General features: G+C 66.0%; 20 protein-coding genes. 14 read left to right on the top strand and 6 right to left on the bottom strand.

From position 1 onward, the window contains the following. Nucleotides 1-12 precede the first annotated feature (12 nt). Nucleotides 13-1,194: a type III polyketide synthase gene (locus tag JX552_RS03280; RefSeq protein ID WP_205876075.1), complete on the bottom strand. Its 1,182-nt coding sequence runs from the start codon at nucleotides 1,192-1,194 to the stop codon at nucleotides 13-15. A gap of 235 nt (nucleotides 1,195-1,429) precedes the next feature. Continuing rightward, on the bottom strand, nucleotides 1,430-2,815 hold the full coding sequence (locus JX552_RS03285; protein WP_431195913.1) for a fatty acid desaturase: 1,386 nt from the start codon (nucleotides 2,813-2,815) through the stop codon (nucleotides 1,430-1,432). A gap of 635 nt (nucleotides 2,816-3,450) precedes the next feature. Between JX552_RS03285 and JX552_RS03290 the strand changes: the two genes are divergently transcribed. From JX552_RS03290 to JX552_RS03305, 4 genes are all read left to right on the top strand, one after another. Next, a complete protein-coding gene (locus JX552_RS03290; RefSeq protein WP_205876077.1) occupies nucleotides 3,451-5,592 on the top strand; it encodes a serine/threonine-protein kinase in 2,142 nt (713 codons plus the stop codon). Nucleotides 5,593-6,313: 721 nt separating this feature from the next. After that, complete coding sequence (locus JX552_RS03295; RefSeq protein ID WP_205876078.1) at nucleotides 6,314-6,454, top strand: hypothetical protein; 141 nt, start codon at nucleotides 6,314-6,316, stop codon at nucleotides 6,452-6,454. 326 nt (nucleotides 6,455-6,780) lie between these two features. Next, nucleotides 6,781-9,042: a PE family protein gene (locus tag JX552_RS03300; RefSeq protein ID WP_205876079.1), complete on the top strand. Its 2,262-nt coding sequence runs from the start codon at nucleotides 6,781-6,783 to the stop codon at nucleotides 9,040-9,042. 86 nt (nucleotides 9,043-9,128) lie between these two features. Further along, entirely contained in the window at nucleotides 9,129-9,773 is a 645-nt protein-coding gene (locus tag JX552_RS03305) for a hypothetical protein (protein ID WP_205876080.1), read from the top strand. A 351-nt stretch (nucleotides 9,774-10,124) separates the two neighbouring features. Here the strand turns inward: JX552_RS03305 and JX552_RS03310 are convergent, their stop codons facing one another. Beyond that, the gene (locus JX552_RS03310) at nucleotides 10,125-10,949 is read right to left on the bottom strand and encodes an endonuclease/exonuclease/phosphatase family protein (protein ID WP_205876081.1); all 825 of its coding nucleotides are present in this window, start codon (nucleotides 10,947-10,949) and stop codon (nucleotides 10,125-10,127) included. A gap of 124 nt (nucleotides 10,950-11,073) precedes the next feature. Here JX552_RS03310 and JX552_RS03315 point away from each other — a divergent pair, with 124 nt between their 5' ends. Further along, nucleotides 11,074-11,559, top strand: a complete 486-nt coding sequence (locus tag JX552_RS03315) for a DUF456 domain-containing protein (protein WP_205876082.1) — start codon at nucleotides 11,074-11,076, stop codon at nucleotides 11,557-11,559. A 407-nt stretch (nucleotides 11,560-11,966) separates the two neighbouring features. Next, a complete protein-coding gene (locus JX552_RS03320; protein ID WP_205876083.1) occupies nucleotides 11,967-12,893 on the top strand; it encodes an NAD(P)-dependent oxidoreductase in 927 nt (308 codons plus the stop codon). 709 nt (nucleotides 12,894-13,602) lie between these two features. On the opposite strand, the gene JX552_RS03325 is transcribed toward JX552_RS03320, so the two are convergent. Both JX552_RS03325 and JX552_RS03330 read right to left on the bottom strand, forming a co-directional pair. After that, on the bottom strand, nucleotides 13,603-14,256 hold the full coding sequence (locus JX552_RS03325; protein WP_230589182.1) for a TetR family transcriptional regulator: 654 nt from the start codon (nucleotides 14,254-14,256) through the stop codon (nucleotides 13,603-13,605). 143 nt (nucleotides 14,257-14,399) lie between these two features. Further along, a complete protein-coding gene (locus tag JX552_RS03330; RefSeq protein WP_051754198.1) occupies nucleotides 14,400-15,029 on the bottom strand; it encodes a TetR/AcrR family transcriptional regulator in 630 nt (209 codons plus the stop codon). Nucleotides 15,030-15,174: 145 nt separating this feature from the next. On the opposite strand from JX552_RS03330, the gene JX552_RS03335 reads away from it, so the two are divergent. From JX552_RS03335 to JX552_RS03345, 3 genes are all read left to right on the top strand, one after another. Next, the gene (locus JX552_RS03335) at nucleotides 15,175-15,480 is read left to right on the top strand and encodes a hypothetical protein (RefSeq protein ID WP_036443973.1); all 306 of its coding nucleotides are present in this window, start codon (nucleotides 15,175-15,177) and stop codon (nucleotides 15,478-15,480) included. A gap of 130 nt (nucleotides 15,481-15,610) precedes the next feature. After that, on the top strand, nucleotides 15,611-18,694 hold the full coding sequence (locus JX552_RS03340; protein ID WP_036443976.1) for an MMPL/RND family transporter: 3,084 nt from the start codon (nucleotides 15,611-15,613) through the stop codon (nucleotides 18,692-18,694). Between the two features lie 21 nt (nucleotides 18,695-18,715). After that, a complete protein-coding gene (locus JX552_RS03345; protein ID WP_036443979.1) occupies nucleotides 18,716-19,318 on the top strand; it encodes a TetR/AcrR family transcriptional regulator in 603 nt (200 codons plus the stop codon). Nucleotides 19,319-19,551: 233 nt separating this feature from the next. Here the strand turns inward: JX552_RS03345 and JX552_RS03350 are convergent, their stop codons facing one another. Next, a complete protein-coding gene (locus JX552_RS03350) occupies nucleotides 19,552-20,403 on the bottom strand; it encodes a P-loop nucleotide/nucleoside kinase family protein (protein ID WP_036444015.1) in 852 nt (283 codons plus the stop codon). 187 nt (nucleotides 20,404-20,590) lie between these two features. Here JX552_RS03350 and JX552_RS03355 point away from each other — a divergent pair, with 187 nt between their 5' ends. From JX552_RS03355 to JX552_RS03370, 5 genes are all read left to right on the top strand, one after another. Next, entirely contained in the window at nucleotides 20,591-21,037 is a 447-nt protein-coding gene (locus JX552_RS03355) for a hypothetical protein (RefSeq protein WP_036444018.1), read from the top strand. Further along, nucleotides 21,037-22,461, top strand: a complete 1,425-nt coding sequence (locus JX552_RS03360) for an FtsK/SpoIIIE domain-containing protein (RefSeq protein WP_036443982.1) — start codon at nucleotides 21,037-21,039, stop codon at nucleotides 22,459-22,461. Before JX552_RS03355 ends, JX552_RS03360 begins: the two co-directional genes overlap by 1 nt. Nucleotides 22,462-22,532: 71 nt before the next feature. Next, nucleotides 22,533-24,176, top strand: a complete 1,644-nt coding sequence (locus JX552_RS03365; RefSeq protein ID WP_036443985.1) for a replication initiator — start codon at nucleotides 22,533-22,535, stop codon at nucleotides 24,174-24,176. A 1-nt stretch (nucleotide 24,177) separates the two neighbouring features. After that, nucleotides 24,178-24,369 (top strand): helix-turn-helix domain-containing protein, encoded by a 192-nt coding sequence (locus JX552_RS33915; RefSeq protein ID WP_036443988.1) that lies wholly within the window; start codon nucleotides 24,178-24,180, stop codon nucleotides 24,367-24,369. Nucleotide 24,370: 1 nt separating this feature from the next. Then, nucleotides 24,371-25,570 (top strand): tyrosine-type recombinase/integrase, encoded by a 1,200-nt coding sequence (locus JX552_RS03370; RefSeq protein ID WP_036443990.1) that lies wholly within the window; start codon nucleotides 24,371-24,373, stop codon nucleotides 25,568-25,570. The last annotated feature ends 46 nt before the right edge of the window (nucleotides 25,571-25,616 follow it).

Genomic DNA, 25,616 nt, shown 5'->3' on the forward strand with positions numbered 1-25,616 from the left:
TGGTCTTCGTGATCAGCCGCCGATGATGTCGAAGAGAATTCCTTCGACGGCGACGCCCGGTGCGAATGAGAACGCCACACCCGTGGAGATGTCGCTGTTTCCCGCTGCCTGCTGCACCATGAGTCGCAGGACGAAAAGCAGCGATACGCTCAGCATGTTGCCGAACCGGTCGAGTACATCCCAGCTGGCTGCTGCCTCGGTGTCGGAGAGGCCGAGTGATCGCGCAGATTCCTCGATGATCTTCGGTCCACCCGGGTGGATCGCCCACAAGTCGATGTCTGACTTCTGTAATCCGTTGTCCCGCAGAATCTCTGTGATCGCGGGATCGACATTGTCATAGATGTACTTCGGCAGGTTCTCCGACAGTTCGCAGGTGATGCCGTTGTGGTTGACCCCGAGCACGATCCCGTCTTCGGCGTCGTCGAGAAGCAGGCTGAAGCTTTCGCGTATCACCACCTTGCCCGGGTCCAGCGGCTGCTGGGTCTGGCTGGCCCCGATCACGAGCGCGCCGCACCCGTCACCGAACAGGCTGGAGATGATGACGTCGTTGATGTCGTCGGCGAATGTGGCATTGACCGAGCACAGCTCGATGCACACGACCAGCGCCTTCCTGCTGGGGTTGGCGCGGACGTAATCCCGGGCAGTGCGGATCCCGTTCATCGCGGCGGCGCATCCCATGAAGTTCACCACGACGCGCGAGATCGATGGCGACAGGCCGAGTTGCTTGATCAGCGCCACGTCGACACCGGGAGCGATGAAGCCGGTGCTTGTAACGAACACCAGCAGTCCGATCTCGGTCGACGGATCTTCGAGGGGCGCCAGGGCTCGCCCGGCCACGTCGACCGCCAAGGGAACGGCATGCTGGTAGAACAGCGCCATGCGGTCCCGGATCGTGCCCGGCTGGCGTCGCAGCGAGTCGAATCCCGGGTCGAGCGGATCCACCGCCATCCGGCGGGTGCCGATCATCGTCTTCTGGTAGAGCCGTGAAATACGCTGCCGCTGTTCGGGATTGTCGAATAGCGCTGCGACCTGATCGGCCACTTGCAGCTGATGGACGACATGTGCCGGCGCTCCCGTCACGATGCTCTCGATCACCGCCACCGTGGTCGGCGGGGCGGGCGGCAGCTCGGTCAGTGCGGGGCCGGCCTCGCCGCCCCCTTGCCTCCACATCAGTAGTTCTTCGTTGAAGTACATGGCAGTTTCCTTCTTTGAAATACGTTTGGCGGCAACGGTGATCGGGTGTTCGATCGCCGAGTTCTCCGCTGCTGTCTTTCAGCTACTTGCATTGTGGGCGGGCGATATTGGCGAAACCTTCACGGATTCTTGGCATCTCGATTCCCCGGCTGCTGTTGCCGAGCAGACGCAAAGACCCCCATTTCTGGACCGAAAAGGGGGCCTTTGCGTCTGCTCGCGGGGCGCCAGCTGCGACCTACACCGAACCGAGTCCGGCGAATCCGGAAGCCACGTAGGCGACGCTGGCCGTCCAGGCTGTCAGCGAGCACTGTTCGCGGATGAATCCCCAGTGTTGTTCCTGCGCTTGCCGAGAGGGCGACAGGAGATAGGTGCGGGCGAGCCTGGGCAACCGATCGGTGACGAAACTCTTTGCGGGAAGCCATTCGAGGCCGAATTTCGCGGCCTCTTCCCGCAGTATATCCTCGGTGGCGATGTTGGCGAACCCGCTGCCCTGGTACGGCAGCACATGGTGTGCGCGGTGTGAGCTCAGGCCGGCCGACAGGAAGCAGTCGACGTAGCGGTTGCCGACCACTTTCAGGTCGTAGGCCTCCGTGAGTTGATGTATGCCCCAGTCTTGCGCGTCGGGGCCGGCATGCTCGTCGGTGTCTTCCTCGAAGTCGTGACTAGAGACGATCAAGAACGTGCTGATCCACAGCGTCGCAACGAATTGCACTGCCCAGGAAAGGAAGTCGCCGACCAGAGTGAAGGCCACCAGCTCACCGATCAGCATAAGGCGCAGTCCAATCGAGCCGACGAGGTGCGGGATCGCGTTGCGCCAGTTTCCGTAGACCTCCTTGACGCCGATCTTGCGTGTGATTCTGATGACGTCCGCTATCCGGATGGGCATGCCGGCGACCAGGTGGCCGAACTTGTGCAGGGTGTGGACGGGCACCCGAAGCAGGCGGGGCAGTCGCATCATCATCGTGAAGACGTTCTTCTTGATGTCGACTTCACTCTGGGTGTGCGGGTGGTGCAACAACGTGTGCCCATCGGCCGTCACCAATCCCAATGCCACGTAATTGATGTCGAAGGCGCTCGCGAAGACCCGGTTGAGTCCTTTTTGTCTCCGGTGTACCGCGTAGTGGCCGAACCCGGCCAACGAGCAGCGCAGCAACACCATCGCGATCACGAAGAGCGGCAATGGCATCCAGCCCGGCTCGGTCAGCCGCACACCTTGCACCGCGACGTATGCGACGGCCAGGCCCGCCACCACAATGTTGAAGAGCCGATCCATCTTCTTGATGCGCGCGGCCAGCCGGGGCTCCCGCAGGCGCGCCTTCACCCGGTGCAGCAGGTCTCCCTTGTTGTCGAACTGGTACTTGGGGGTGTCGCGCCAGCTGTTGAAGTCTTCCTTGAACAGGAATTCCGGTGCGTTGCACTTCGGGTGAACGTCCTCGGGACGGGCGTCGCGGTCCAGCGCATAGCGCTCCAACATCCGTTCGATCCCCTCCGGATTCCTGTGGTAGGCGTGAATGATCGACGTGATGTCCCGGTTCTTGGTGCGCCCGATGAAGAAAGCTCCGCCCGGATGCTTGGCGATCCACTCGGACAGGTCATAGGCGCGTCCCTTGTAGACCCACACGTCGGGCGGGGGTCCAGCGGGGGGACCGGGGGGAAGTCGGTGGGAGTCCGGCCCTCCATGCCCCGATCGCACCCGTGGGCGGGGCGGTCGGCGGGAATCTTGCTCCTCGACTCCTGGTAGCTCGATGGTCATGTCTTTCCTCCGGCGTATTTCCTTGGCGCTGGTCGCGTTGTCTCGGGTGAACCTGCGGCGCTGTGACTGGTGCCAGGGTCGGACGGCGGTCTTGGCGGATTCGCAAGAAATGCTTGGCGTCGGTGGGACAGCCCGCGTGGATCACCATCGAGCTGCCCCGGTCGGTTGTCCGAACGACTCACCACCCACTGAAGATCACCGAGTGCAACGGCGGGACTTTTGCGCAATGACCGGGCAATGGGGCTCTGGTGCGTGGACCGCGCCTGGTGAGCGGGTTTCACCCGTGTATTGAGCTTGCCGCTCTGATTTCTTGGCCATCAGGCGCGGAGCTCTGCCGCGTCGTTGGGCAAGGTGACAGCCATCAGCACGTCTAGTTGACCTATCGGCGGGCAGCGTTCAGTGGCTGGCCAACAAGACGCGCGCGCGCAATTTGCTGAACCGACAATGCCGCTTGCTGGCGGTGGCAGGATGATTCGGCAGTCGTCACGGGTGAGGCGGTGGTCATGGGTAACCAGCAGTTACAGCCCGGTCAGGTCTTCGCCGGTTACACCGTCGAGCGGCTTCTCGGTGTCGGTGGGATGGGCGCGGTGTATTTGGCCCGCCACCCAAACCTGCCGAAGCTAGTTGCCTTGAAGCTGCTCAGCCGGGCCATGACCGGCGACGACGACGTGCGTGCTCGTTTCTTGCGCGAGGCCGACCACGTCGCGCGGTTGGACCATCCCAATATCGTCGCTGTCTACGACCGGGGCGATCAGGACGGGCAGTTGTGGATCGCGATGCAATACGTCGACGGTTGCGACGCTGCCGACGCGGTCCGCCAGGGGCCGTTGCCCGCGGCGCGCGCGGTGCGCATCATCGCCGAGACCGCCAAGGCGCTGGACTTCGCACACGCAGCCGACGTGCTGCACCGCGACGTCAAACCCGCCAACATCCTGCTCACCCGACCCGTCGCAGGCGAGCCCGAACGGGTCCTGCTCGCCGACTTCGGCATCGCCAAAGCCCTCGACGACCTTACCGGGTTCACCGCGACCGGCATGTTTCACGCCAGCCTGCAGTACGCGGCTCCCGAACAACTCGACGCCTCGATCACCCTGGATGCCCGCGCCGACGTGTACGCGCTGGGCTGCACCCTGTATCACCTGCTGAGCGGATCGGTGCCCTACCGGGGCCACACCCCTGAACAGTTGATGTACGGACATCTGCATCTGCCCATCCCGCTGCCCAGCCAAGCCCCTGCCGCGCAGCAGGGCGGCATACCGGCAGGGATGGACGCGGTGATCCAACGTGCGATGGCCAAGAACCGCGATGACCGCTACCCGGGCTGCGGTGCGCTGGCCGGTGCTGCGCAACGGGCGCTGGGCTCGGCAGTCGACATGACCATGCCCGCATCCCGCCCGGGCGTGCCGGGGGAGGCCCACACCCAGTTACGCCAGGCTCCGCCACCCCCACACCGGGATACGCCGCCGTCACGGAGCGCTGACGCAGCGCCACCGGTGATCCGCTCGAAACGCAAGTGGTTGATTGCGATCGCGGTGATCCTGCTCGTCGCGGCCGCAGGGGGTGTAGTGCTACTGCGTAACGCCCTGTCGCTCAAGGCGACTGGCGCGGAGTTGGTCCTCACCGCGACCACCGACCCAGGGGCGAATCCGTTCATGCCACCCGCGGGCTCGCCGCCGCCGAGCAGCACTCAGCCGCCGCCCACCCTGCAGCCTCACGCCGGCGGGACCCCGGTCGCCACCCAGCCATTGCCCGGTGACCGCGAGGGTCTCTACGGTGGCACCCTGAACAACGCCGAGTGTGACCGCGACAAGATGATCGCCTTCCTGGGCAGCCACCCCGCCCAGGCCGGCGCTTTCGTCGAAGCGCTCAATACCGATCCCAGCCTGTACTGGACCGGCACACGACCCCTGACCGCCGCCGACATCCCCACCTATCTGCCTGAACTCACCCCGATGCTGCTGCGACTGAACACCCGAGTCACCAATCACGGATTCGACGGAACGCATCCCACAACCCTGCAATCGGTCTTCCAGGCCGGAACCGGTGTGTTCGTCGACGCCCACGGTGTTCCCCGTGCTCGCTGCTACTGCGGCAACCCCCTGACCGCGCCGGTCGCTTTGACCGGCGATCCAGAGCCCGTTGGCACAGCCTGGTCCGGCTACAACCCCGCAGCCCTGGCCGCGGTCCAGCCCAGTTCGGCGCCCATCACCAGCTTCGTTCTCGTCGACGTCGTCACCGGACAAGCCTTCGACCGGCCCGCCGGCACCGCCGGCACCGATGACAGACCACGCACCCAACCCGTTCCGCCACCCCAACCCTCACCCACTACGCCAGGCACCAGACCAGGGCCGAACCAACCGGAGATCGACGGAACCTACCTCTTACACTTCCAAGCCGGTTCCTGTGGAGCGGCGCCCTCGGACGCGACGGTCACTATCGCCCACCAAGGCAACAGCCTCACGCTGGCGCACACATCTGGGACCACCTTCACCGGCACCATCAACGCCGACGGATCGTTCGTGCTCGGCTTTCGTGACAGCACGATGCGGGGTGTCTTCGTCACCCAAGGCGGCAGCACCGTCATTCGCGACGGCACATGGCAGCCAGCAACCTGCAGCGGCACCTTCGAGGGCACCAAGCAGTGAACGGCGGCCCGCGACCGCTGACACACCCTGCCCTTGTGAGCGCGCACTCGTCGCACGTGGGTAACGCACTGACGCGCCATCGTGGCGGAAATCGTCTCCGGACCGAACCCTGGCAGGATGACGGCGCAACCGGCGACCCTACCGTAACTCGGACCTGTTGTCTCTGAACAACTTCCACCCAATCGCCGGTAGCGCATTCAGCGCCGAAACATCGAACAGGTGTGCCGTTGCCAGGCGATACTGACTGGTGCGCTGTGACGGTCATTTACGGGGGCCGCGCGATCAATCGGCGGGCGAACAGGGGGTGCCAGCATTCGGTTGAACTGGCGATGGAGGGCGCCGCGGGTGGCAGGATGATTCAGGAAGCGTCTGGTTGAGGTGCGACCATCACCACCTTCGTCCTCGTCGACGTCGTCACCGGACAAGCCTTCGACAGGCCCGCCGGCACCGCCGGCGCCAACGACACGGTCCGCACCCAACCCGTATCACCACCTCAACCGGCACCCACTGCCGGGCAAGGGGCGCCAGCGGCGATCGAAGGCACCTACCTGTGGCACTCCGTCACGACCTCGTGCGGCGTGATGCCCCCTGACGTAACCTTCCCCGTGTCCCGCCAAGGCAGCACGCTGACCTTGGGCCGATTCGGCTCTGGGGTCGTGTACACGTTCACCCTGAACGCCGACGGGTCCTTTTCGGTCGACAGCAGCTGGGGGGAACCTCAATGCGGGGTACTTTCACCACCGAGGGCGGCCGCACCGTCATCCGCGATGGGATGTACGACGCCACACCTACTACCGAGAAATCCAGTTGGCTGCCGTATTACCTTTTCGGCGACCAAGCAGTGAACGGCAGGCGCCGTTAGGCCCATGCCACTGAATCAGTGCACTTGTTGTCACCTTTCGACAAGCTGATGTTGCGAAGTCGATGACGGGAATCCGACCCGTGTATTTGGCGTGCAAAGTGCCGGCGGGCGAAGCTGCTCGATCCCGCTGGCAAACGATGGCGGGGATCTCAAGGAAGTCGAACACCGCGAGGCCGTCGAGGTCCGCAACCGCACTCGGTCCGAGCCGGCGTCTTCCTATTCGTCCGTACCAATTATCAAAAACGCCAAAGAACTGCTCTCCCATTTCCGCTCCTGTCTGTATAGCGTTGTACGGCACTGCCGGCTAACAGATTTGGAGTCTCGCGATGTCGTATGTGATCACCACGCCCGAGTCGTTGACCGCAGCGTCGGCGGACGTATTCGCAATCGGCGATACGATTCGGGCCGCCAATGCTGCCGCCGCACAGCAGACAACCGGAATTGCAGCGGCCGCGGGCGATGAGGTGTCGGCGGCCATCGCGCGCTTATTCGGAAGTTACGGCCAGGAGTATCAGACGCTCAGCGCCCATACGGCGGCAGCCAATGATGTTTTCGCGGCGGCCTTTCAGGCGGGTGCTCAGGCGTACGCGCGCATGGACCTCGGCAACGGCACGCTCCTGCAACCTTTGTTGAACAACCCCTTGGTAATCAATGCGATGGGGTTGGTCAATTTCCCCACAGAATTGTTGATTGGCCGCCCGTTGTACGGCGACGGTGCTCCGGGCTTGCCGGGTACGGGGCAGGCCGGCGGCGACGGTGGCCTGATATTTGGCAGCGGCGGCGCTGGCGGGTCAGGCGCGGCGGGCCTGACGGGGGGACTAGGCGGATCCGCGGGCCTCTTTGGCAACGGCGGGAATGGCGGCGCTGGCGGCGACGCGGTCGCCGCGGGCGGGACTGGCGGTAACGGCGGGGCGGGCGGCCGCGGTGGACTGACAGGCGGTATCGGCGGCTTCGGTGGACACGGCGGCGCAGGCGCGCCCGGGGCGCCGGGTCAGCCCGGCGGTATCGGCGGTAACGGTGGCGCCGGAGGGGCCAGCGGCCTACCCGCCTTCGGCGTCGGGGGTGGCGGCGGCACTGGGGGCAGTGGCGGACAGGGCGGCGCGGCCCTGGGCGACGGTATGGGTGCGGCGGGCGGAGCCGGCGGGGTCGGTGGTGCTGGCGGTGCCGGCAGCCTGGGCGGCGGTGCCGGTGCGGGCGGCGTCGGCGGCGACGGCGGAGTCGGCGGCACCGGCGGAAACGGCCTCAGCACCGCCGGAAATGGCGGTGCGGGTGGAACCGGCGGGCACGGCGGCGACGCAGGGGCCGGCGGCATCGGCGGCAAGGTCGGCGCCTACGGAACCGGCGGCGCCGGCGGCACCGGCGGCAACGGCGCCGACGGAGCGAACACCAGTGTCACACTCGGCTACAGCGGCGGCAGCGGCGGCCAAGGCGGCGTTGGCGGCAACTCCGGGCCCGGCGGCACCGGCGGCAGCGGCGGCACCGGCGGCCACGGCGGGGCCGGCGGTACGGGTGCCTCCGTAGGCGGCACCGGCGGCTTTGGTGGGGCAGGGGGAACGGGTGGCGCCGGCGGTAATGCCGACGGCGGCACCGGCGGTGCCGCCGGCTCCGGCGGGGCCGGCGGCACCGGCGGCAAAGGCGGCACCAGCGCCGCCGCTGGTGCAACCGGAGGCGCCGGCGGGATCGGCGGTGCCGCCGGGACGCCCGGCACGGGTGCCACGGTGGGCCACGGCGGTACCGGCGGTACCGGCGGTACCGGAGGCGCCGGCGGCGATGCTGCGGGCGGGGGTAGCTTCACCGGCGGCACCGGCGGGGTGGGTGGTGACGGCGGCGCCGCACTCGGGGTCGGCAGCGTGGGCGGCAAGGCCGGCAATGGGGGCGCCGGGGGCAACGGCGGTTCCGGTGCTCCCGACACCGGCAGCGGTGGCAGCACCGCTTCTCCCGGCGGCGCCGGCGGCAATGGCGGTGACGCGGGCACCGGCGGCGCGGGTGCCACCGTCGGCGGCGGCGGCGTAGGTGGTGCCGGCGGGACCGGTGGCCGTGGCGCCGATGGAAACGGCGGCGGCGCTGGCAAAGTCGGCGACACCGGGGGCGCCGGCGGGGTGGGTGGTGACGGCGGCGCCGCCTTCGGGATCGGCAGCGTGGGCGGCAAGGCCGGCAACGGAGGTGCCGGCGGCACCGGCGGCCAGGGTGGCGCTGACACCGGCAGCGGTGGCAGCACCGCTCCTTCGGGCGGCGCTGGTGGCCACGGCGGTGACGCGGGCACTGGCGGCGCGGGTGCGACCGTCGGCGGCGGCGGCGTAGGTGGTGCCGGCGGGACCGGTGGCCGTGGCGCCGATGGAAACGGCGGCGGCGCAGGCCAAGTCGGCGACACCGGTGGCACCGGCGGGGTGGGTGGCGACGGCGGCGCCGCCTTCGGGATCGGCAGCGTGGGCGGCAAGGCCGGCAACGGAGGTGCCGGCGGCACCGGCGGCCAGGGTGGCGTCGACACCGGCATCGGCGGCAGCACCGCCCGAACGGCGGCGCCGGTGGCAACGGCGGTAACGCGGGTACCGGCGGCGCGGGTGACACCGTTGGCGTCGGCGGCGTAGGCGGTGCCGGCGGGACCGGTGGCCGGGGCGCTGATGGGAACGGCGGCAGCTTAGGCCAAGTCGGCGATAACGGCGGCAATGGCGGCGTGGGTGGTAACGGCGGCAACTCCAGTCCCGGCGGCACGAACGGCGCCAGCGGCGCCGGCGGTGACGGCGGCAACGGCGGAGAGGGCAGCGATGCTTTCAACACCACCTCCTCAGGAATGGCGGGCGGTGCCGGCGGCAACGGCGGTGCGGCCGGTGCCGCCGGCACGGGCGGTGCAGCAAGCCCTGTCGGTGGCAAAGGTGGCACCGGCGGCCAGGGCGGCCCCGGCGGGACGGGGTTTTCCTTCACCACCGGCACCGCCGGCGGCACCGGGGGTGCTGGTGGTGAAGGGGGCGCCGGCGGCAGCGGCAGCCTCGTTGAGACCGGGGGCACCGGTGGCACGGGCGGCAACGGCGGCACCGGTGGCAACGGGAGTTTCGTCGCCCCGGTAGGTGTAGGCGGCGACGGAGGCAAGGGCGGTATCGGTGGTAAGGGCGGCGACGGTGGTACTCCCGCGACAGGCGGCGTAGCCACCGGCGGCAGTGGCGGCAACGGCGGCGGCGGCGGCAACGGCGGCAGTGGCTTTAACGGCAAGGCGTCCGGCGGCAACGGCGGGCCCGGCGGACCGGGCCAGCCCGGTTTGGGCCCCACGGGCGGTTCGGGCGGCAGCGCTGGCAAAGGCGGGTTCGGTGGCGGACTGGGCTGACTGGAGAGGTTTGCCGTTTGCCTGGCCGCCAATCTCGCGTGCCGCTTCAATCGCGAGGCTCCGCTCGAAGTTCATCTCGATTCGGTACGCCAGTGAGGGCGAACCAGGCGCGAGCTTCCGCGTAGGTGACGTAAGCCGGCGAAACACTTCGCCGAAATCCGGGTCAGGCGCCATGTGCCGGCTGGAGGGCTTGCCACGGACGGTGGTGGTGGGCGTCTTCACCGACGCGCCGGGCGGTCCGGCGCATCGGCGCATCGCCGTCGCACGATGTGGAGCCGATGACGGGAACCGACCCGCGTACTCAGCCAGGGAGTTCCAGCGGTCTCTCGGAGACAAGATGGTTGGGCTCGATCATTTTCCGAGGGCAGGGCACGTCAATTGCGCGACGACACCGAAATGATCGCTGGGCCAGACACCGCGGCGCGGCGCGTCGCATAAGACAGCCGCGTCGAGCACCTCGCCCGCGCCGTCGGCGGTGCGCACGCCCACGAAGATGTAGTCGATGCGCTGATCCGGTGTCGGGTCCAGCGCCGTATGCGGGTTGGTGTTGTTCCAGGTGAAGCCAAGCTCACCAGGATGGGCCAACGCGAACGCGTCGAACAGGCGAAGACTGTGACCGTTGGAAGCGTGCGTGCCGCCGATGAATAGCACCTCATTGGATTCCGGACGGGCGTTGAAATCACCACAGACAATCGGTGGGAAATCGCCCGAGCCTGTCCCGACGAAATCGACGAGCTGACGGACCTGCGCCTCGCGCACCCAATCCTCGTCGAACCGGTAGGACAAATGGGTCGAGGTGACGGACACCAGACGGTTGCGAAGGCGGACATCGGCGGTCAGCGCGCCGCGAGGCTCGATATCCGAGGCTCCCGCCAGCGTCAGCTGCAGCGACCGCGAGTCGACGATCGGCCAGCGGCTCAGGACCGCGTTGCCGAACTCGCTACGGTCGGAGCGGACGTAGGCGGCGGCGTACACCGCGTCCATCCCGGTCTGCTCGGCCAGCCACGTCGCCTCACACAATTCCGGTGACCGAGTCGCCTCCTGCAACGCGACCACATCAGGACGAATCTCGGTGAACCAGTCGACAAGCGCGTGCTTGCGTTCCTCCCAAAGATGATCGCCCCAAATGTTCAACGTCAGCACCGTCAGCACATCGTCCTGACCGGGTGACGTCACACCTCGATCCAAAGCGGCACCACCTGTACGCAAAGATGTCGCGCCCCGGCAACGATCGGTTTCCAGCGGGGCATGGGCCCGTAGTGATGATCCCGGCAGCGGCCACTAAAGATACGTTGAGAACATGAGTGCTGTCGGCATCGTCCTCGTAGCACTCGCGATAGCCGTCGGAATCATCGGCATCGTGGCGCCGCTACTGCCGGGCACGCTGCTGGTGTTCGTCGCGATCGTGGTGTGGGCCGTCGTCGAGAACAACATCACCGCGTGGGTGACTCTCGGCGTGGTGGCCGCGCTGCTCGGTGCGGCGACATTGATCAAGTACACCTGGCCCGCGAAGCGGATGCGGGCCGCCGACGTGCGCACGCTGAGTCTGGCAGCGGGCGCGATTGTGGGCATCATTGGTTTCTTCGTAATCCCGGTGATCGGCCTGGTGATCGGCTTCGTGCTGGGTGTCTACGCGGCCGAGTTGGCGGCTCGCGGAGACCAGCGGAGGGCATGGACCTCGACGAAGCACGCCGTGAAAGGTGTCGCGTTGTCGATGGGTGTCGAGTTGGCTGCTGCACTGCTCGCCACCGTCGCGTGGGTGGCTGGGGTGTATCTAACCCAGTAGGCGCCTCGCTGAGAGCGTTCTACCCCGGAAGCAAACGCGGTTGCGCGGGCATCGCGTGCGGCGGACGAATAGCTCGATGGGCGGCGCGCATTTAGGCAAACATGGAGCCGATGACGGGAATCGAACCCGCGTATTCAGCTTGGGAAGTCGAACGGCGGCGTCTGGTCGGCTCTGTCGAGGTTTGCGCTGGTCTGCCGAGCTGGGCGAATCGTCTGGTCCTGTCCGCCCAAGTCCGGGGTTGTGGGCCTCAGTTGTGACATCGGTGTGACAACGAGGTGCTGATTTGCGAGGGGCGTTGGGGTGGGTCGGAAGGAGCATGACCCGCATCCGGTAGCAGTATGGTTCCCGGTCTGGCGACTTCGCCGCTCATCCGTCCGTTCGACCGGCAACTGAGGAGAAACATTCCGATGCGAGTGCTCGTCAGTCACGAGGACGACGACAGAGTCGGCGTTGACCTGCTTGGTCGCGTCGACGGACTCGAGGTCGTCATCTACGACCCCAGCGGGCCACTCTCACCTGAGCAGTGCGACGCTGCGATCCTGATCCCGCCGTACCGCAGCAGCCATCGCCCGATCCCGCTGTTGAAAGAACTCCGCGGCCTCCGCATGGTTCAGCTTCTGTCCGCGGGGGCCGACGAGTGGGCTTCTGACGTGCCGCCTGACGTCATCCTGGCCACCGCCCGCGGGGCACATGCCGGACCCGTCTCTGAGTGGGTGCTGTCAGCGATCCTGTGCCTCTACCGTCAGTGGCCGGCGCTCGTGGATTTCAAGCGGGAGCACACGTGGGCGCATCGTCGCGTTGCCGCCGACACTCTCGCTGGGAGCCGGGTGTTGATTCTCGGAGCGGGTGCAATTGGTGGGGCCGTCGCCGAGCGACTGCGGGCATTCGACGCTCTACCTGTCCTTATTGCCAGTCGGGAACGCGCCGGCGTGCTCAGCCCGGAAGCAGTGCCCGAGATTCTGCCGACGTGCGATGCGGTCGTTATTACCGCGCCGCTGACCGACTCGACGCAGGGCATGGTCGACGTGGCATTCCTCGGTGCACTCCCGGATGGCGCCCTGGTCGTCAACGCCGCCCGCGGCAAGATCGTTGACACCGACGCACTCGTAGCGGAGTTGCAGACTGGGCGACTGCGGGCGGCCCTCGACGTCACTGAGCCTGAGCCGCTGCCGGAAGACCATCGCCTCTGGGATTGCCCAGGCACGATCATCAGCCCTCACATGGCGCGGACCGTGCCAGGAACGAACGCCCTCTGCTACGCCGTGGCCGCAGAACAGATACGCACGTTCCTGAGTGGAGGATCGCCGTCGAACGCGGTGGTTGCCGGTAGCTGACGCGTTGCTCTTAGCGGGGAAGCGTGGCCCAGTGCGCGAATCAGCGAGTACATCGACGCAGCGAAGGATCAGGTCGCAGACTTCATCGCGCCGGGTGTCGTGGCCGGCAACGGCCTGGACGACGGTCCCCACTGACGCGCCACGAAGGCCGACCGCGCGAATTTGGACCCCGCCGCCACGTAGTGGTGGTGGGGCGGTTCGTATCGGAGGAGGGTTGAGGGCGCGGCGTTCCGGCTGATCGGTGCCGAAGCGCAGCAGCGGCAATTGGACCCGGAGAACAGCAGGCGTGCTGCGGACCGCCGTTGTGGGCGACGAATGCTCGGCGCGATGGCGGAAACTTTGGCCGCAGGTATGAGATGGCAGGAGTTAATGAAGACGCCGCGCCGCGCGGCCGAAGCGGAGCGGCAGGCCGCAGCGAGTGCGGCGGGCGGCGCGCCAGCGCCGCCGTCTTGATCTCTGAGAGCGAAATTCGGCAGACAATCGGTTAATGCGTGCGGTTTGTTCGGTTAATGGTAGATGGGCCGATTCGAAGCTCAGTTGTTTAGCGTCCTGAACTGCAGTTTCAATATGGAACCAATTATTTTGTGCCGTCGGCTGCTCGCACTTTCTTGTGCTCGACAGCACTTGGGTGTGCTTTGCGTTGGCTGCTTTGAGGGGCGAAATTCGCCGCATAAGCCTCGAGGGTGGCTAGGTCGGGGGTTGTGGCCGTTTATGACGTGGAGATTATTGATGAGGTCTGGCGCAGTAGGAGTTCCGTGCCGCGGTCGATCCGCTCTCGGGCTTGGGCTGCGGAGAGTCGGTGGCCACTGAAGGCGGTGAGGTTGGCCAGCCAGACATCAGTGATGAGTCCGGCGAGGTCATGGTGGTGCTCGGTGACGGTGCTGCCGCCCAATGCGTGGGCGAAGAGTTGTTGCAGGATGTCGGCGGTCTGGGTGACGGTGGGCGCGGCGGTCGCGTCGGCGACCACCAGGGCGCGCGTGGTGGCTTCGGTCAGGTTAGGGTCGAGCTGCCATTCGACGTGCAGTCGTGAGGTCAGGGCTGCGACCCGCTGGGCAGGCGTGGTGTCGTTGTGGTGCCATGCGCACTCGGCGGCCAGTCGGTCGAATTCGCGGCGCAACACCGCGACCAGCAGGTGCGGTTTGGACGGGAAATACCGGTAGAGCGTCCCCACACCGATGCCGGCGACATCAGCCACCGCCCGCATCTGCACCGCGCTATAACCGCCGCAGGTCGCTGCATGCAGGGTCGCATCCAGGATCTCACTCGCGTGGGGTGCCTCACCGGCAGGTTGCGCCGCGGTCATGACGTCCCGGCACCGGTTGCGCGAGCCCGCCCCGAGCAGCCCGCTCTTGACGGCGGCCATGCACCATCGGCCCGACAGTCACCCATACCGAACCCCCGCTACGAGCAGTATCCCTGCGCTACCGTTCGTACCACAACGGTGGGCGGTGCGGCGCGAATCCCCGGGTTGCCGACGACGTCGGACCCGGCCGGGCCCGGTGGGGTTTATCGGGTGCGGGCGTGGGCGTGCAGGAAGTCGTCAACGATGTGTTCGCAGTCCTCGCGGTTGATGGCGCGTAGGCCGGTCAGGCGGGCGAAGGCGATCGGGCCGACGAGCTGGCACATGGCGAGGTCGACATCGAAGTCGTCGAGTTCGGCGGCGGCGGCCGGGCTTTGCAGCAGCTCGGCGAAGGGCTGTCGGTAATGGGCGACGACGCGTGTGCGTAGCGCGTGGCGGTCGTGCACCTCGTCGGGGCGCTCCGGTGTCGGCCCGAGGGCGACCCAGGCCAGCGTGGTGGCGTGCAAGGGTGCGTCCTGAAACAGGATCGCTTGCCGGCTGAGCAGTTCGATGAGCTGTTCGCGCAGCGAGCCTTGCGCCGGCGGCAGGCTGACCTGGGGCAGGAGCCGCTCAAAAGTGGCGGCCAGCAGGTGGGTGGAGCTAGTGAAGTGGCGGTAGAGCGTGGTTCTGGCCACTTTGGAGGCCTTGGTGACCGCCTCGATGGTGACCGCTTCGACCCCGCCGGCGCTGAGCAGCTTGGCCGCGGCGTCGAGCAGCCGGGTCCGGGACCGCGCCAGGCGTGGATCCACCTCGTCGCCGTCGATATCGACAGCACGTTCCTCCGCGCCTGGCTCCACCTGTTCACCGTAATCCTCGCCGCCTGGCGTCGACGCCGATACCGCGGACGCAAGGCTGGCATTTAGCGAAACGATACTGTTAGTATCGGAGCGATACCGTTAGTACCTGTATCGCCGTGCAGGCCAACACCGAGGGGGTAAGGCCATGGTGAATCACCAGCAACGCCGGGAGCTCATCCGGCGCCAGATCCAGGACCCGACCGCGGCGACGCCACTGACGCGGCGGCCGGCGCGGGCTGTCGGGCGCACCGGCGCGGTGGTGGCGCGGGCGGCCAAGCGGCTGCTGCCCGGCGTCTTGTTCGAGGAGGTCCGCCACGTTCGCCATGATCTGGCCAAGCTCGGGCACGCCCGGGTTGCGACCGCGGGTGATCGTGTGCGTCCCCGCCACTATCCGCCGCGGTCGTGTTCCTATCTCGACGACGAGCTGATGGGCCGGGAGATGTTGGACTGAAGCTGTCGCGGCCGCTGGGGGCAGGCCGCGACCGGCGGGCGGGCGTATTGCGCTTTGCCGGATGCCGCACAAAGATACCGATAGTACTGTTGCGATACCGACAGTTTCTTTATGCCGCCGGGGGGCCGGGATGGTAATCAAGGGCTGGGGCGATGCCGGCGTGGCGACGTTGAGTCGCCCCAAGGAGCAGCGTGGCGCCGCGGAAGCGGCACAGGGCCGCGACACCTACAGTGAGCGCCTAGCGCGGCTGTCGGGTTTCGCGATCCGGCACAAAGCGTTGGTGATCGGGTCCTGGATCGCCGCCGCGGTGGTGCTGGCGATCCTTTTTCCGCAACTGGAAACGGTCGTCAAGCACCAGTCGGTGCATCTGATACCGCCCGGGGCGCCGTCGCTGCAGACCGTAGACCGGATGGGCTCGGCGTTCGGTGAACAAGGCTCCAAGACCACGATCTTCGTGGCGATGGAGGATCCCAGCGGGCTGACCCCGCAGGTTAAGCAGCGCTATGACACGTTGATCCAGCGGTTACGGGCCGACACCAGCCACGTCCGGCAGGTCCAAGACCTCCTGGCCGACCCGGTCACCGCCGCGCAAGCTCTCAGCGCCGACCGCAAGGCATGGTACGTGCCGGTGGGGGTGGCCGGAACCCTCGGTGATCCCAGCACCGCGGAATCGGTGCGGGCGGTACGCGGCATCGTCGCCGAGGTTTTCGGGCACTCACCGACCACCGTGCGCGTCACCGGCCCACCCGCCACCTTCAGCGATCAAATCGATTCCGCTGAACAGGATCTGATCCTCATCTCGGTGGCCACCGCCGGGCTGATCGCCATGATCTTGCTGCTGATCTATCGGTCGGTGTTCACCGCGATGCTGCCGCTGCTGGTGATCGGTATCAGCCTCGCGGTCGGGCGCGGGGTGCTCTCCGGACTCGGCGAAGCCGGCATGCCGGTGTCTCAGTTCACCGTCGCGTTCATGACGGTGATCCTGCTGGGCGCCGGCACCGACTACTCAGTGTTCTTGATCAGCCGCTACCACGAACAGCGCCGCCAACAGGTCCCCGCCCAGACCGCGGTCATCCACGCCACCGCCACCATCGGGCGGGTCATCGCAGCCTCGGCCGCCACCGTCGCGCTGGCATTTCTGTCCATGACCTTCGCCGAACTGAGCGTCTTCGCCGCACTCGGCCCGGCCTGCGCCATCGCCGTGATCATCGGGTTCGCCGCCACGGTCACTCTGTTTCCCCCCGTACTCGCGCTGGCCGCCCGGCGTGGGATCGGTGAACCCAACACCGACCGCACCCGCCGTTACTGGAACCGGATCGCGGTGGCCGTCGTACGACGCCCCGTGCCCCTGCTGGCCGCCAGCCTGATCTTCGTCCTAGCTCTGTGCGCAGTGGCGACCACCATGCGCATCAGCTACGACGACCGCCAAGGCCAAACGACCACCTCGGCCAGCAACGAAGGGTATCGACTGCTGGATCGCCACTTCCGCAAAGACATCGTGATCAACGAGTTCTTGGTCGTGCAGTCACCCACCGACATGCGCACCAGCCGAGGACTGGCCGACCTTGACGAAATGGCCTCCCGCCTCGCCCAACTGCCCGGTGTCACCAAAGTCTCCGGAGTCACCCGCCCCGGCGGTAAACGGCTCGAACAAGCCCAACTGTCTTGGCAGAACGGCCAAATCGGTGACCGGCTCGCGGGCGCGGTCAACGACGGCCAATCCCGCCGTAGCGATCTGGGCCAACTCACCAACGGCGCCGACCAGCTCGCCGACGGGCTCACCCAACTCGACACCACCCTGGGCACCGCGCTGACCCCGCTGACTGGGCTCTTAGGCCAAGCTCAAACCGCGGGCATCCAAACCCAGCGATTGCGGCCGCTGCTGCAACAGCTTTCTGCCACCGCACCCGCCGTCGATCACGCCATTGCCGCCGGGCCCGCACTACGCCACCAAGCCGAACAAGCCCAAACCGCCATCACCACCCTTGAGCCCCTCATCGCCGCGATCAGCAACTGGCCCGCGTGCGCCGCCGCCACCGAATGCGCCCAACTACACGACCAAGCCCAACTACTCATCACGTTGCGCGACAACGGATTCTTCGACCACCTCACCACCCTCGCCGACCTCTACCAGCCGGCCACCAACACCGGCGGCGGCACCCTCGCCGACGTCACCCGGCTCATCACCACCCTGGACACCGCCATGGGCGCCGCAGGCTCCGGCGACCTCGCCGCCAACATCGGACGCCTCCAAACCGGCGTCCACCAACTCGCATCCGGTGCTCACTCGCTGGCCACCGGCGTCCACACCCTCGTCGACAGCAACCTCGAAATGCTTTCCGGCATGGGAAAAATCGCCGCCCAACTCCAACAATCCGCACGATCAGCAACCGGATCCGACACCGCCAGCGGCTTCTACCTCCCTAACGACGCCTTCGACAACCAACAATTCGCCGACGTCGCCAAACACTTCCTATCCGCGGACGGCAAAACCGCCCGCTACGCCATCGAGTCCAGCTACGACCCCTACAGCAGCGACGCGATGACCCTGGCCTACCGACTCACCGAAGTCGCTGACGCAGCACGCCCCAACACCTCACTGGCCAACACCACCATCGCCGTCGCCGGATTTCCCGCCGTCAACTCAGACATTCAACGCCTGCTCTCCGCCGACTTCCGCCTGATGGCCATCGCCACCCTGCTCGTCGTCGGCCTCATCCTCATCGTCTTGCTCCGCGCCCTGGTCGCACCGCTCTACCTACTGGGCACCGTCATCCTCAACTACGGGGCATCACTAGGAATCGGCACCCTGATATTTCAATACGGCCTCGGCAAAGAAATCGCCTGGCCCGTACCACTTCTGGCGTTCATCATCCTGGTCGCCGTCGGCGCCGACTACAACATGCTGCTCATCTCACGACTGCGCGAGGAATCCACCCGTAACATCCGCGTCGGCGTGCTCCGCACTATCGCCAACACCGGCTCCGTCATCACCTCCGCCGGACTCATCTTCGCCGCCAGCATGTTCGGCCTCATGATCGGCTCGATAGCCATCATGATCCAAACCGGACTCATCATCGGCTGCGGCCTCCTCTTGGACACCTTCGTCGTACGCACCCTCACCGTGCCTGCCATCGCCACCCTGCTCCGCGAAACCAGCTGGTGGCCACAACGAAACCCACTGCGCCACAAACCCTCTCCAACCCGAACCTAGACACACCCACCGGAATCGACCATGACTACCGCCAACCCCACACCCCCCACCCTCAGAGACCGCCGCCGCACCGAACTACTCACCCACATCCAAACCACCGCACACCAACTCTTCGCCCAACACGGCTACGCCGCAGTCACTACCGACGACATCGCCGCCACCGCCGGCATCTCCATCAGCACCTACTACCGCCACGCACCCAACAAAGAACACCTGCTGACCGCCCCGATCCAACATGCCATCGCCGAAATCATCACCACCTACAACACCCGTCCGCCCACCGAAACAGCAGCCACCTCACTCATCCACCTCCTCGTCGACCACCTCGGCGAAACAGCCGGCCAGCACTCCCCACACTGGAAACACGCCCTGCAGAGCGCACCACACCTGCTCAACAGCTCAACACTGCTCAGCGACAACCAAACCCGCCAACTCACCACCATGATCGCAACCCGCATGAACACCGACCCCACCACCGACATCCGCCCCACACTGCTCATCCACACAGCCCTGAGCACCGCACAAACCGTGCTCCAACACTGGCTCAACAACACCACCACCAACCCACCGCTGCGCACCCAACTGCAGCAAGCCCTGCACATCACCCTCGCCGGATTCCACTAAACACACCGCACTACCCCGGCCCACACCCACCAGGCCATGTGGCCACAGCCTCAGCAGATCAACTGCCGTACACCAACCCACCTCGCCAGCGCACCCCGCCGACCCCCAAAAACCACCTACCCGCGTCGACCCGACCGCCCGCAAGGCCAAATCAATCTCAACGAGCCAACGCCATCAGATACCGACCCACAGTTTACCGAGGCAGTGGAGAACGAGCGCGGTGAGCAAATGCCTTACTGCTGCCCGGCCTGTGCTCGGATGGATTTGATGAAGCTGCGGGCCTGAACCTGCAAGGGTTGGCTGTCGGGGTCATTCTGGATCAGCGTATGCGGCACCGGCGGGGCGAAAGTGGTGTCGACGCTGGCCAGGTAAGTGGGCCAGTTCGCGAGTTTCCATCGGTCACGTGCTGCGGCCCGGCGTCGTAGGTAGAGGTTCATGGTGTCGGCCGCGCAGGTTACCCACACGATGGACAGGTCGGCATTGAGGTCGTCGGCTCGGGCCTGGGTGCGGTCGATCCATGCCCTGTCGGTGAGCTCGTGCAGGTAGGGCGCAGTGGAGACAATGGAGTTGCCGCACTCGATGTTCTCTTCGATTGCCGCGTTGAGTGCTTCGTACTCATGGGGACGAATCTTGTTCATGTAGGTGGGGGATTCGCGGTCATCCAGTGAAGCGCCAAGGTCTTCGAGCCAACGCTGGACGAGCGGCCGGGTGATGGTGTCCTTGTCGAGGATTGTCCATCCGGTCTGGCGGGCTAGGACGCGACCGAATTCGGTTTTTCCGCTGCCGGCGTAGCCGCCGACAAGGACTAATTGCGGGGTGGGCAGCTGCAGACTTTTGGGTGCTGCCGCAGTGTCGGGAGCGGTGATGACGCGTGCCGAGCGGTCCTTGCTGCGCACCAGGCCTTCGGCAGTAAGCAGGTCCATCGCTTGAGTGATCGTGAAGACGCTGACGTTCCACTGCGACGCGAGCTCGCGTGTGGAAGGCAGCCGTTCACCGTCGCGGAGAATGCCGGCCTCGATGTCGTTACGAACGGCTTGGGCGATCTGGCGGTGCATCGCCTGCCGGGGCGTAGTCGGTGAGGTCATGACCATCCGTCCATAGCAGTTGAGATGCCCGACAATATCAGCCGCGATCAGTTGAAAACCAATCGCTCCAGTGCCTCATGGGGCGATTCACATTTTTTCTGACCTATCGATGCATAACAGTTGACCACCAAAAATATCAGTTGATATGTTGTCGTGGTCCAAGTCACACAGACAGGAGAAAGCTGACATGGCGATACAAAAAGGGCACCGGTTCCCGATGCAACACACAGAAGCGTTCCCGAGAGGGTTGATGTTGCTGGGTCCGATCGGCCCGGACATGGAATTTGAGCGTCCGAATGTGCAGAAGGCTGATCCGGCGACAGGTCTGCGGCAGTGGGCTGGCGCAGTGTCGGACCCCGATGAGCCGAAAGCCAAACGGGCGAGCTTCGTGGTGACATTTCTGGCCGAGGTACAGCCAGTGCCATCCACGCCGGAGCTGTTGGCGGGCAGCGGAATTCGCATGATCGAACTGGAAGGCCTGACCGCCGAACCGCGGCGGATGGGTCAGGGCGAATACACCTATGTGGGCTACGTCTACAGGGCGACCGGCATCAAAGGTGACGTGAATTCACCTGCGCCCGTGAGTAAGTCGTCGTCAGCGCCGCGCGGCGAGACCGTGAAGGCGGGTGCGTGATGGCCACCGGCAACTCGAAACCGTCCGGCAACAGCGGTCAGAGTTCGGCCGACCAGCTGGTCGAAGACATATTGCTAATGCTGGCCAAGCTCGCCGTGCTGCTCGGATCGTGGACGGTGCGGTTCCCGGTGTTGAGTTTGCCGATCATCATGATCGCATGGGCGGGCGCCTGGTTCGGGTGGGGCGGCGGGCTGATCGTGGCCGGGGTATACGCCCTCATCTACATCGCGTTGGCGCTGGTCGACCCGGCCGGATTTGGCGCTGCATCGTGGCTACCGGTCCGCACGGCTTACCTGACCTGGTGGCGCTACAAGCACGCCTGGGCGCAGGTGTGCACCCTGCACGGGTTGACCGCCACGCTGGGTGAGCGGACCATGGTCCCGCGGCTGCGGTCGGTGCGCATCGGCACCGCCACCGACACGCTGAACATCGGCATGGTGACCGGGCAGACCGCGACCGACTGGGGCAAGCAAGCCGACGCCCTGGCCCACGCCTGGGGAAGCGGTCGCGTGACGGTGCGGTCCCTGCAGCCCGGCCAGCTCACGGTCACCGTGCACCGTGATGACACCCTCGCGGCTGCGGTGCGGCTGCCCCGGCCCACCGACGCGACACGAGTGCAGCTGGCGGCGGTGACGGTCGGGGTCACCGACACCGGCACGCCGTGGCGGCTACCGATCCAGGGTCATCACATTCTGGTCGCCGGCTCAACGGGGTCGGGCAAAAGCAGCGTGGTGCAGTCCCTGGTCGCCGGACTGGCCCCCGCTGTGCGGTCAGGCCTGGTGCAACTCTGTGTGATCGACCCGAAGGGCGGGATGGAATTCGCCCGCGGCGCAGGGCTGTTCACCGCGTTCGCCGCTGACCGCACCGAGCAGACCTTGGAGTTGTTGCGAGGCCTGGTCAAGTTGATGGATGGCCGCACCCAGCTGTTGCGTGGCCACACCCGCACCCACACGCCGAGCGTCGAGGACCCGTTGACGGTGGTGATCATCGATGAACTCGCCGCCTTGACCGCCTATGGCACCGACCGCAAAATCCGCGCCGAAGTCGACCAGCTGCTCGGGCTGCTGCTCTCTCAAGGTCGTGCGGTCGGGATCACCCTGATAGGCGCCGTGCAAGACCCGTCAAAAGAAGTGGTGTCGTTGCGCCAGTACTTCACTGTCCGCGTGGGACTGCGCCTGACCGAATCGAACCAAACCACGATGATTCTTGGGCAGGCGGCGCGCGATGCCGGGGCAGTGTGCGACGAAATCCCCGAGTCCACACCGGGTGTCGGCTACGTCATGGTGGACGGCACCGCCGAACCACAACGGGTCCGGGCGTTTCATGTCACCGACGACGACATCGACTATCTGGTCACACATTTCCGGCCACCGAAACGCCGCCGACTCCCGCGCCGGCCTGACACTGCTTCCTCGCAGGGCTGAGCCATGCCGACCCCCTCACCTGCACCGGTCAGCCCCACGCACCGCCACCGCCCGATCACTCCGCGGACCCCTTGCCCCGACGAGAAACCGCCGCCGAACGGCGAGCCCGGCCCTCCTTCCACGAAATCGCCGTCGCCGCCGCACAAACTCACGGGGTGTGCGTCCGCCCGCTGGTGATGGGAACGGTCAACCTGGACACCGGCGCCACCGACTACGCGGCGGTGCCCTGCAAATCGACCATGGAATCGCAATGCGCCCCGTGCGCGAAAAAAGCGCGCGCACTGCGCATGCAGCAGTGCCGCGAAGGATGGCACCTCGACCACGAACCGGTCCAACCAGCCATTGAACCCACCGAGCAGCAATCCGAGCTGCTGCGCTCCCGCGCTGATCTAGTCGCCGCTTACCGCGACGCCACCACCGACCGCGACCACGACCACGAAGCCGTCGCTGAGCTGCGGGCCGCGGTCGGTGAACTCGACACCCAGCTGCGTGCCACCGGGATGCGCGGCACCCTGCCACCACTGGACCCCCCGCCCACCCCGTTGCGCACTCGGTCGACGAAACGCCGCCACGACGTGATCGACCTGCCGACCCGGCAGGTCCGCAAAAACACCATCGGCCAGCAGTACGTGGGTAAGTACCGGCCGTCGATGTTCCTCACGTTGACCTGTGACAGTTACGGGCCGATCCAGGGCGGCGCCCCGATCGATCCCGGCGCCTATGATTACCGGCGTGCGGCCCGCGATGCGATCCACTTCGCCGCTCTGCTGGACCGGTTCATCCAGAACCTGCGGCGCGTCCTGGGCTGGGACGTCCAGTATTTCGCCACCGTGGAACCTCAGAAACGCGGCGCCCCGCACGTGCACATGGCGCTGCGCGGCGCGATCCCTCACGCCCTCGTCCGCCAAGTGGCTGCCGCCACCTACCACCAGGTGTGGTGGCCGAACCACGACCAGCTGATCTACACCGATTCCGGCAGGCTGCCGGTGTGGAATCCGACCCGGTGCACCTTCATCGACCCCGACACCCACACACCACTCACCAGCTGGCAGGACGCCCTACAGGCCGTCGATGACGACCCCGATGCGAACCCGGCGCATGTGGTGCGCTTCGGGGAACAGGTGCACTCCAAAGGCATCCTCGGCGGCGGCACAGAGGCGGGACGGCACATCGGGTATCTGACTAAGTACCTGACCAAATCGATCGGTGAAATCATCACACCCACCACCGCCGCCCAGCATGCCCATCACGAGCGTTTGCACACCGAACTGGCGATAACCCCATGCTCACCGCGCTGCCCCATCTGGCTGCGTTACGGCATCGTCCCCAAGGGTGCATCATCGAAAATGGTTGCCGGGCAGTGCAAATCGAAAGCGCACCGTCGAAGCACCCTCGGGCTGCCGGGCCGGCGGGTCTTGGTGTCCCGGAAGTGGTCCGGTAAAACCCTGCCTGATCACCAAGCCGACCGGCACAAATTTGTTCGGCAACTGCTCGCCGACGCCGGCATCACCCCGGACGCGCGAGACAATGTTCTTATCTACCGCCTCGAATCCGGCCAACGCACCCCACCCCGCAGCGAACTCATCATGCGAGCCATCTCCCAAAGACTCACTTGGAAAGCCCAATACACCAACGCAATCGCCGCCATCGGACCACCCGAAGGACAGCGAATCGGAGCAGGCGCATCACCGGGGCCGGGAAGTCGTGGACGTTGAGATGCTACAACTACTAACGGAATCACAAGTGCGGCAGATGATTCCGATCGGTCACAGCAAGTATTACGAGTTGATCGGGTCCGGTGAGTTGAGGTCAGTGAAGATCGGCCGACGTCGGTTCGTCACGGAAACTGCTGTTGCGGAATACATTGCGAAACTCGATGCCGAGTCAACCGGTGACACGGCGGCGTGAAATGTCCCGACAACAACTGCCGCCGCAGATCAAGAAGCTGACCGTTCGCGACCGGCGTACCGGCAAAGACGCGGTTCGGTATCAACTGACAGTCGACGTGGGCGAGGACCCTCAGACTGGCCGACGTCGACAGGTTCGGCGGCGTTACCGCACCGAGAAGGACGCACGTCGTGCACTGAGCGAAATCAGCGACGCGGCTGAGAAGAAAGTGTTCGTGCCGAGGCGCACACTCACAGTCGGCGAGATGGTCAAGAACTACCTGGCGGGTCGACACGACCTGCGTCCCACTGCGCGCGACAAGAAGGCCTACGACCTACAGCCGCTGGTGGAGCGCTTCGCCGATGTTCTGGCCCAGCGAATCACCAAGACAGATATCGATACGCTGGTTCGCGATCTCGCCGAGGGCGGCACCATGACTGCAAAGGGCCGGAAGCGCAGACCGTGGTCATCAGCGAGTGTTAACAAAAGCCTCCAGGCGATCACCGGGGTATTCGCAGATGCGGTGTTCCAAGGGCTTCTGGCTCGCAACCCGGCTGAGCTCGTCAAGCCGCTGCCGTCGGCCCACAAAGACGTGGATACCTACAGTGTCGCTGAAGTCGACATGTTGCGCGCCAGCTTCGCCGGTGACCGCCTGGCCCATGCATACGAGTTGGCCCTGGTTGGGCTGCGTCGGGGTGAGATCGCGGGGCTGCGCTGGTGCGATGTCGACCTCAAGTACAAAACCCTACGCATCGTGAACAATCGCGTGTCGGCTGGTGGCAGCGTCAGTGAGAACGATCCAAAGTCGAAGGCATCTCGTCGTGAGTTGCCATTGCCCGATCGCCTGGTCGGAGTGCTGCGCGCTGCACGTCGTCGGCAAGCAAAGGAGAGGCTGCGCCTCGGGGTCGACGCTGGCCCGTTTGACTACGTCGTGTCCAACGAGGCTGGACTGCCGTATGCGCCCCCGGTCGTGTACCGGTACTGGGTGGCTGCCGTGAAGAAGGCCGGGCTGCGACACTTGAAACTGCACGGCGCGCGGCACACGGCCGCCACCCAGTTGGCACTCGATGGCGTCGCTCCAGCTGTCATTGCCGCGTGGCTCGGTCACACGGATGCCAGTTTCACGATGAAGCTCTATACGCACTCGCAGCCTGAGGCGCTCAAGTCCGCTGGTGACACTTTCGATCGAGTTGTGACATCTCGTGACACTCAGCAGGGGTAATCGAACAATTCGAACACTGTTGATGCTGGTCAGGGCGGGACACGCC

The organism is Mycobacterium gordonae (assembly GCF_017086405.1).
Lineage (GTDB): Bacteria > Actinomycetota > Actinomycetes > Mycobacteriales > Mycobacteriaceae > Mycobacterium > Mycobacterium gordonae_D.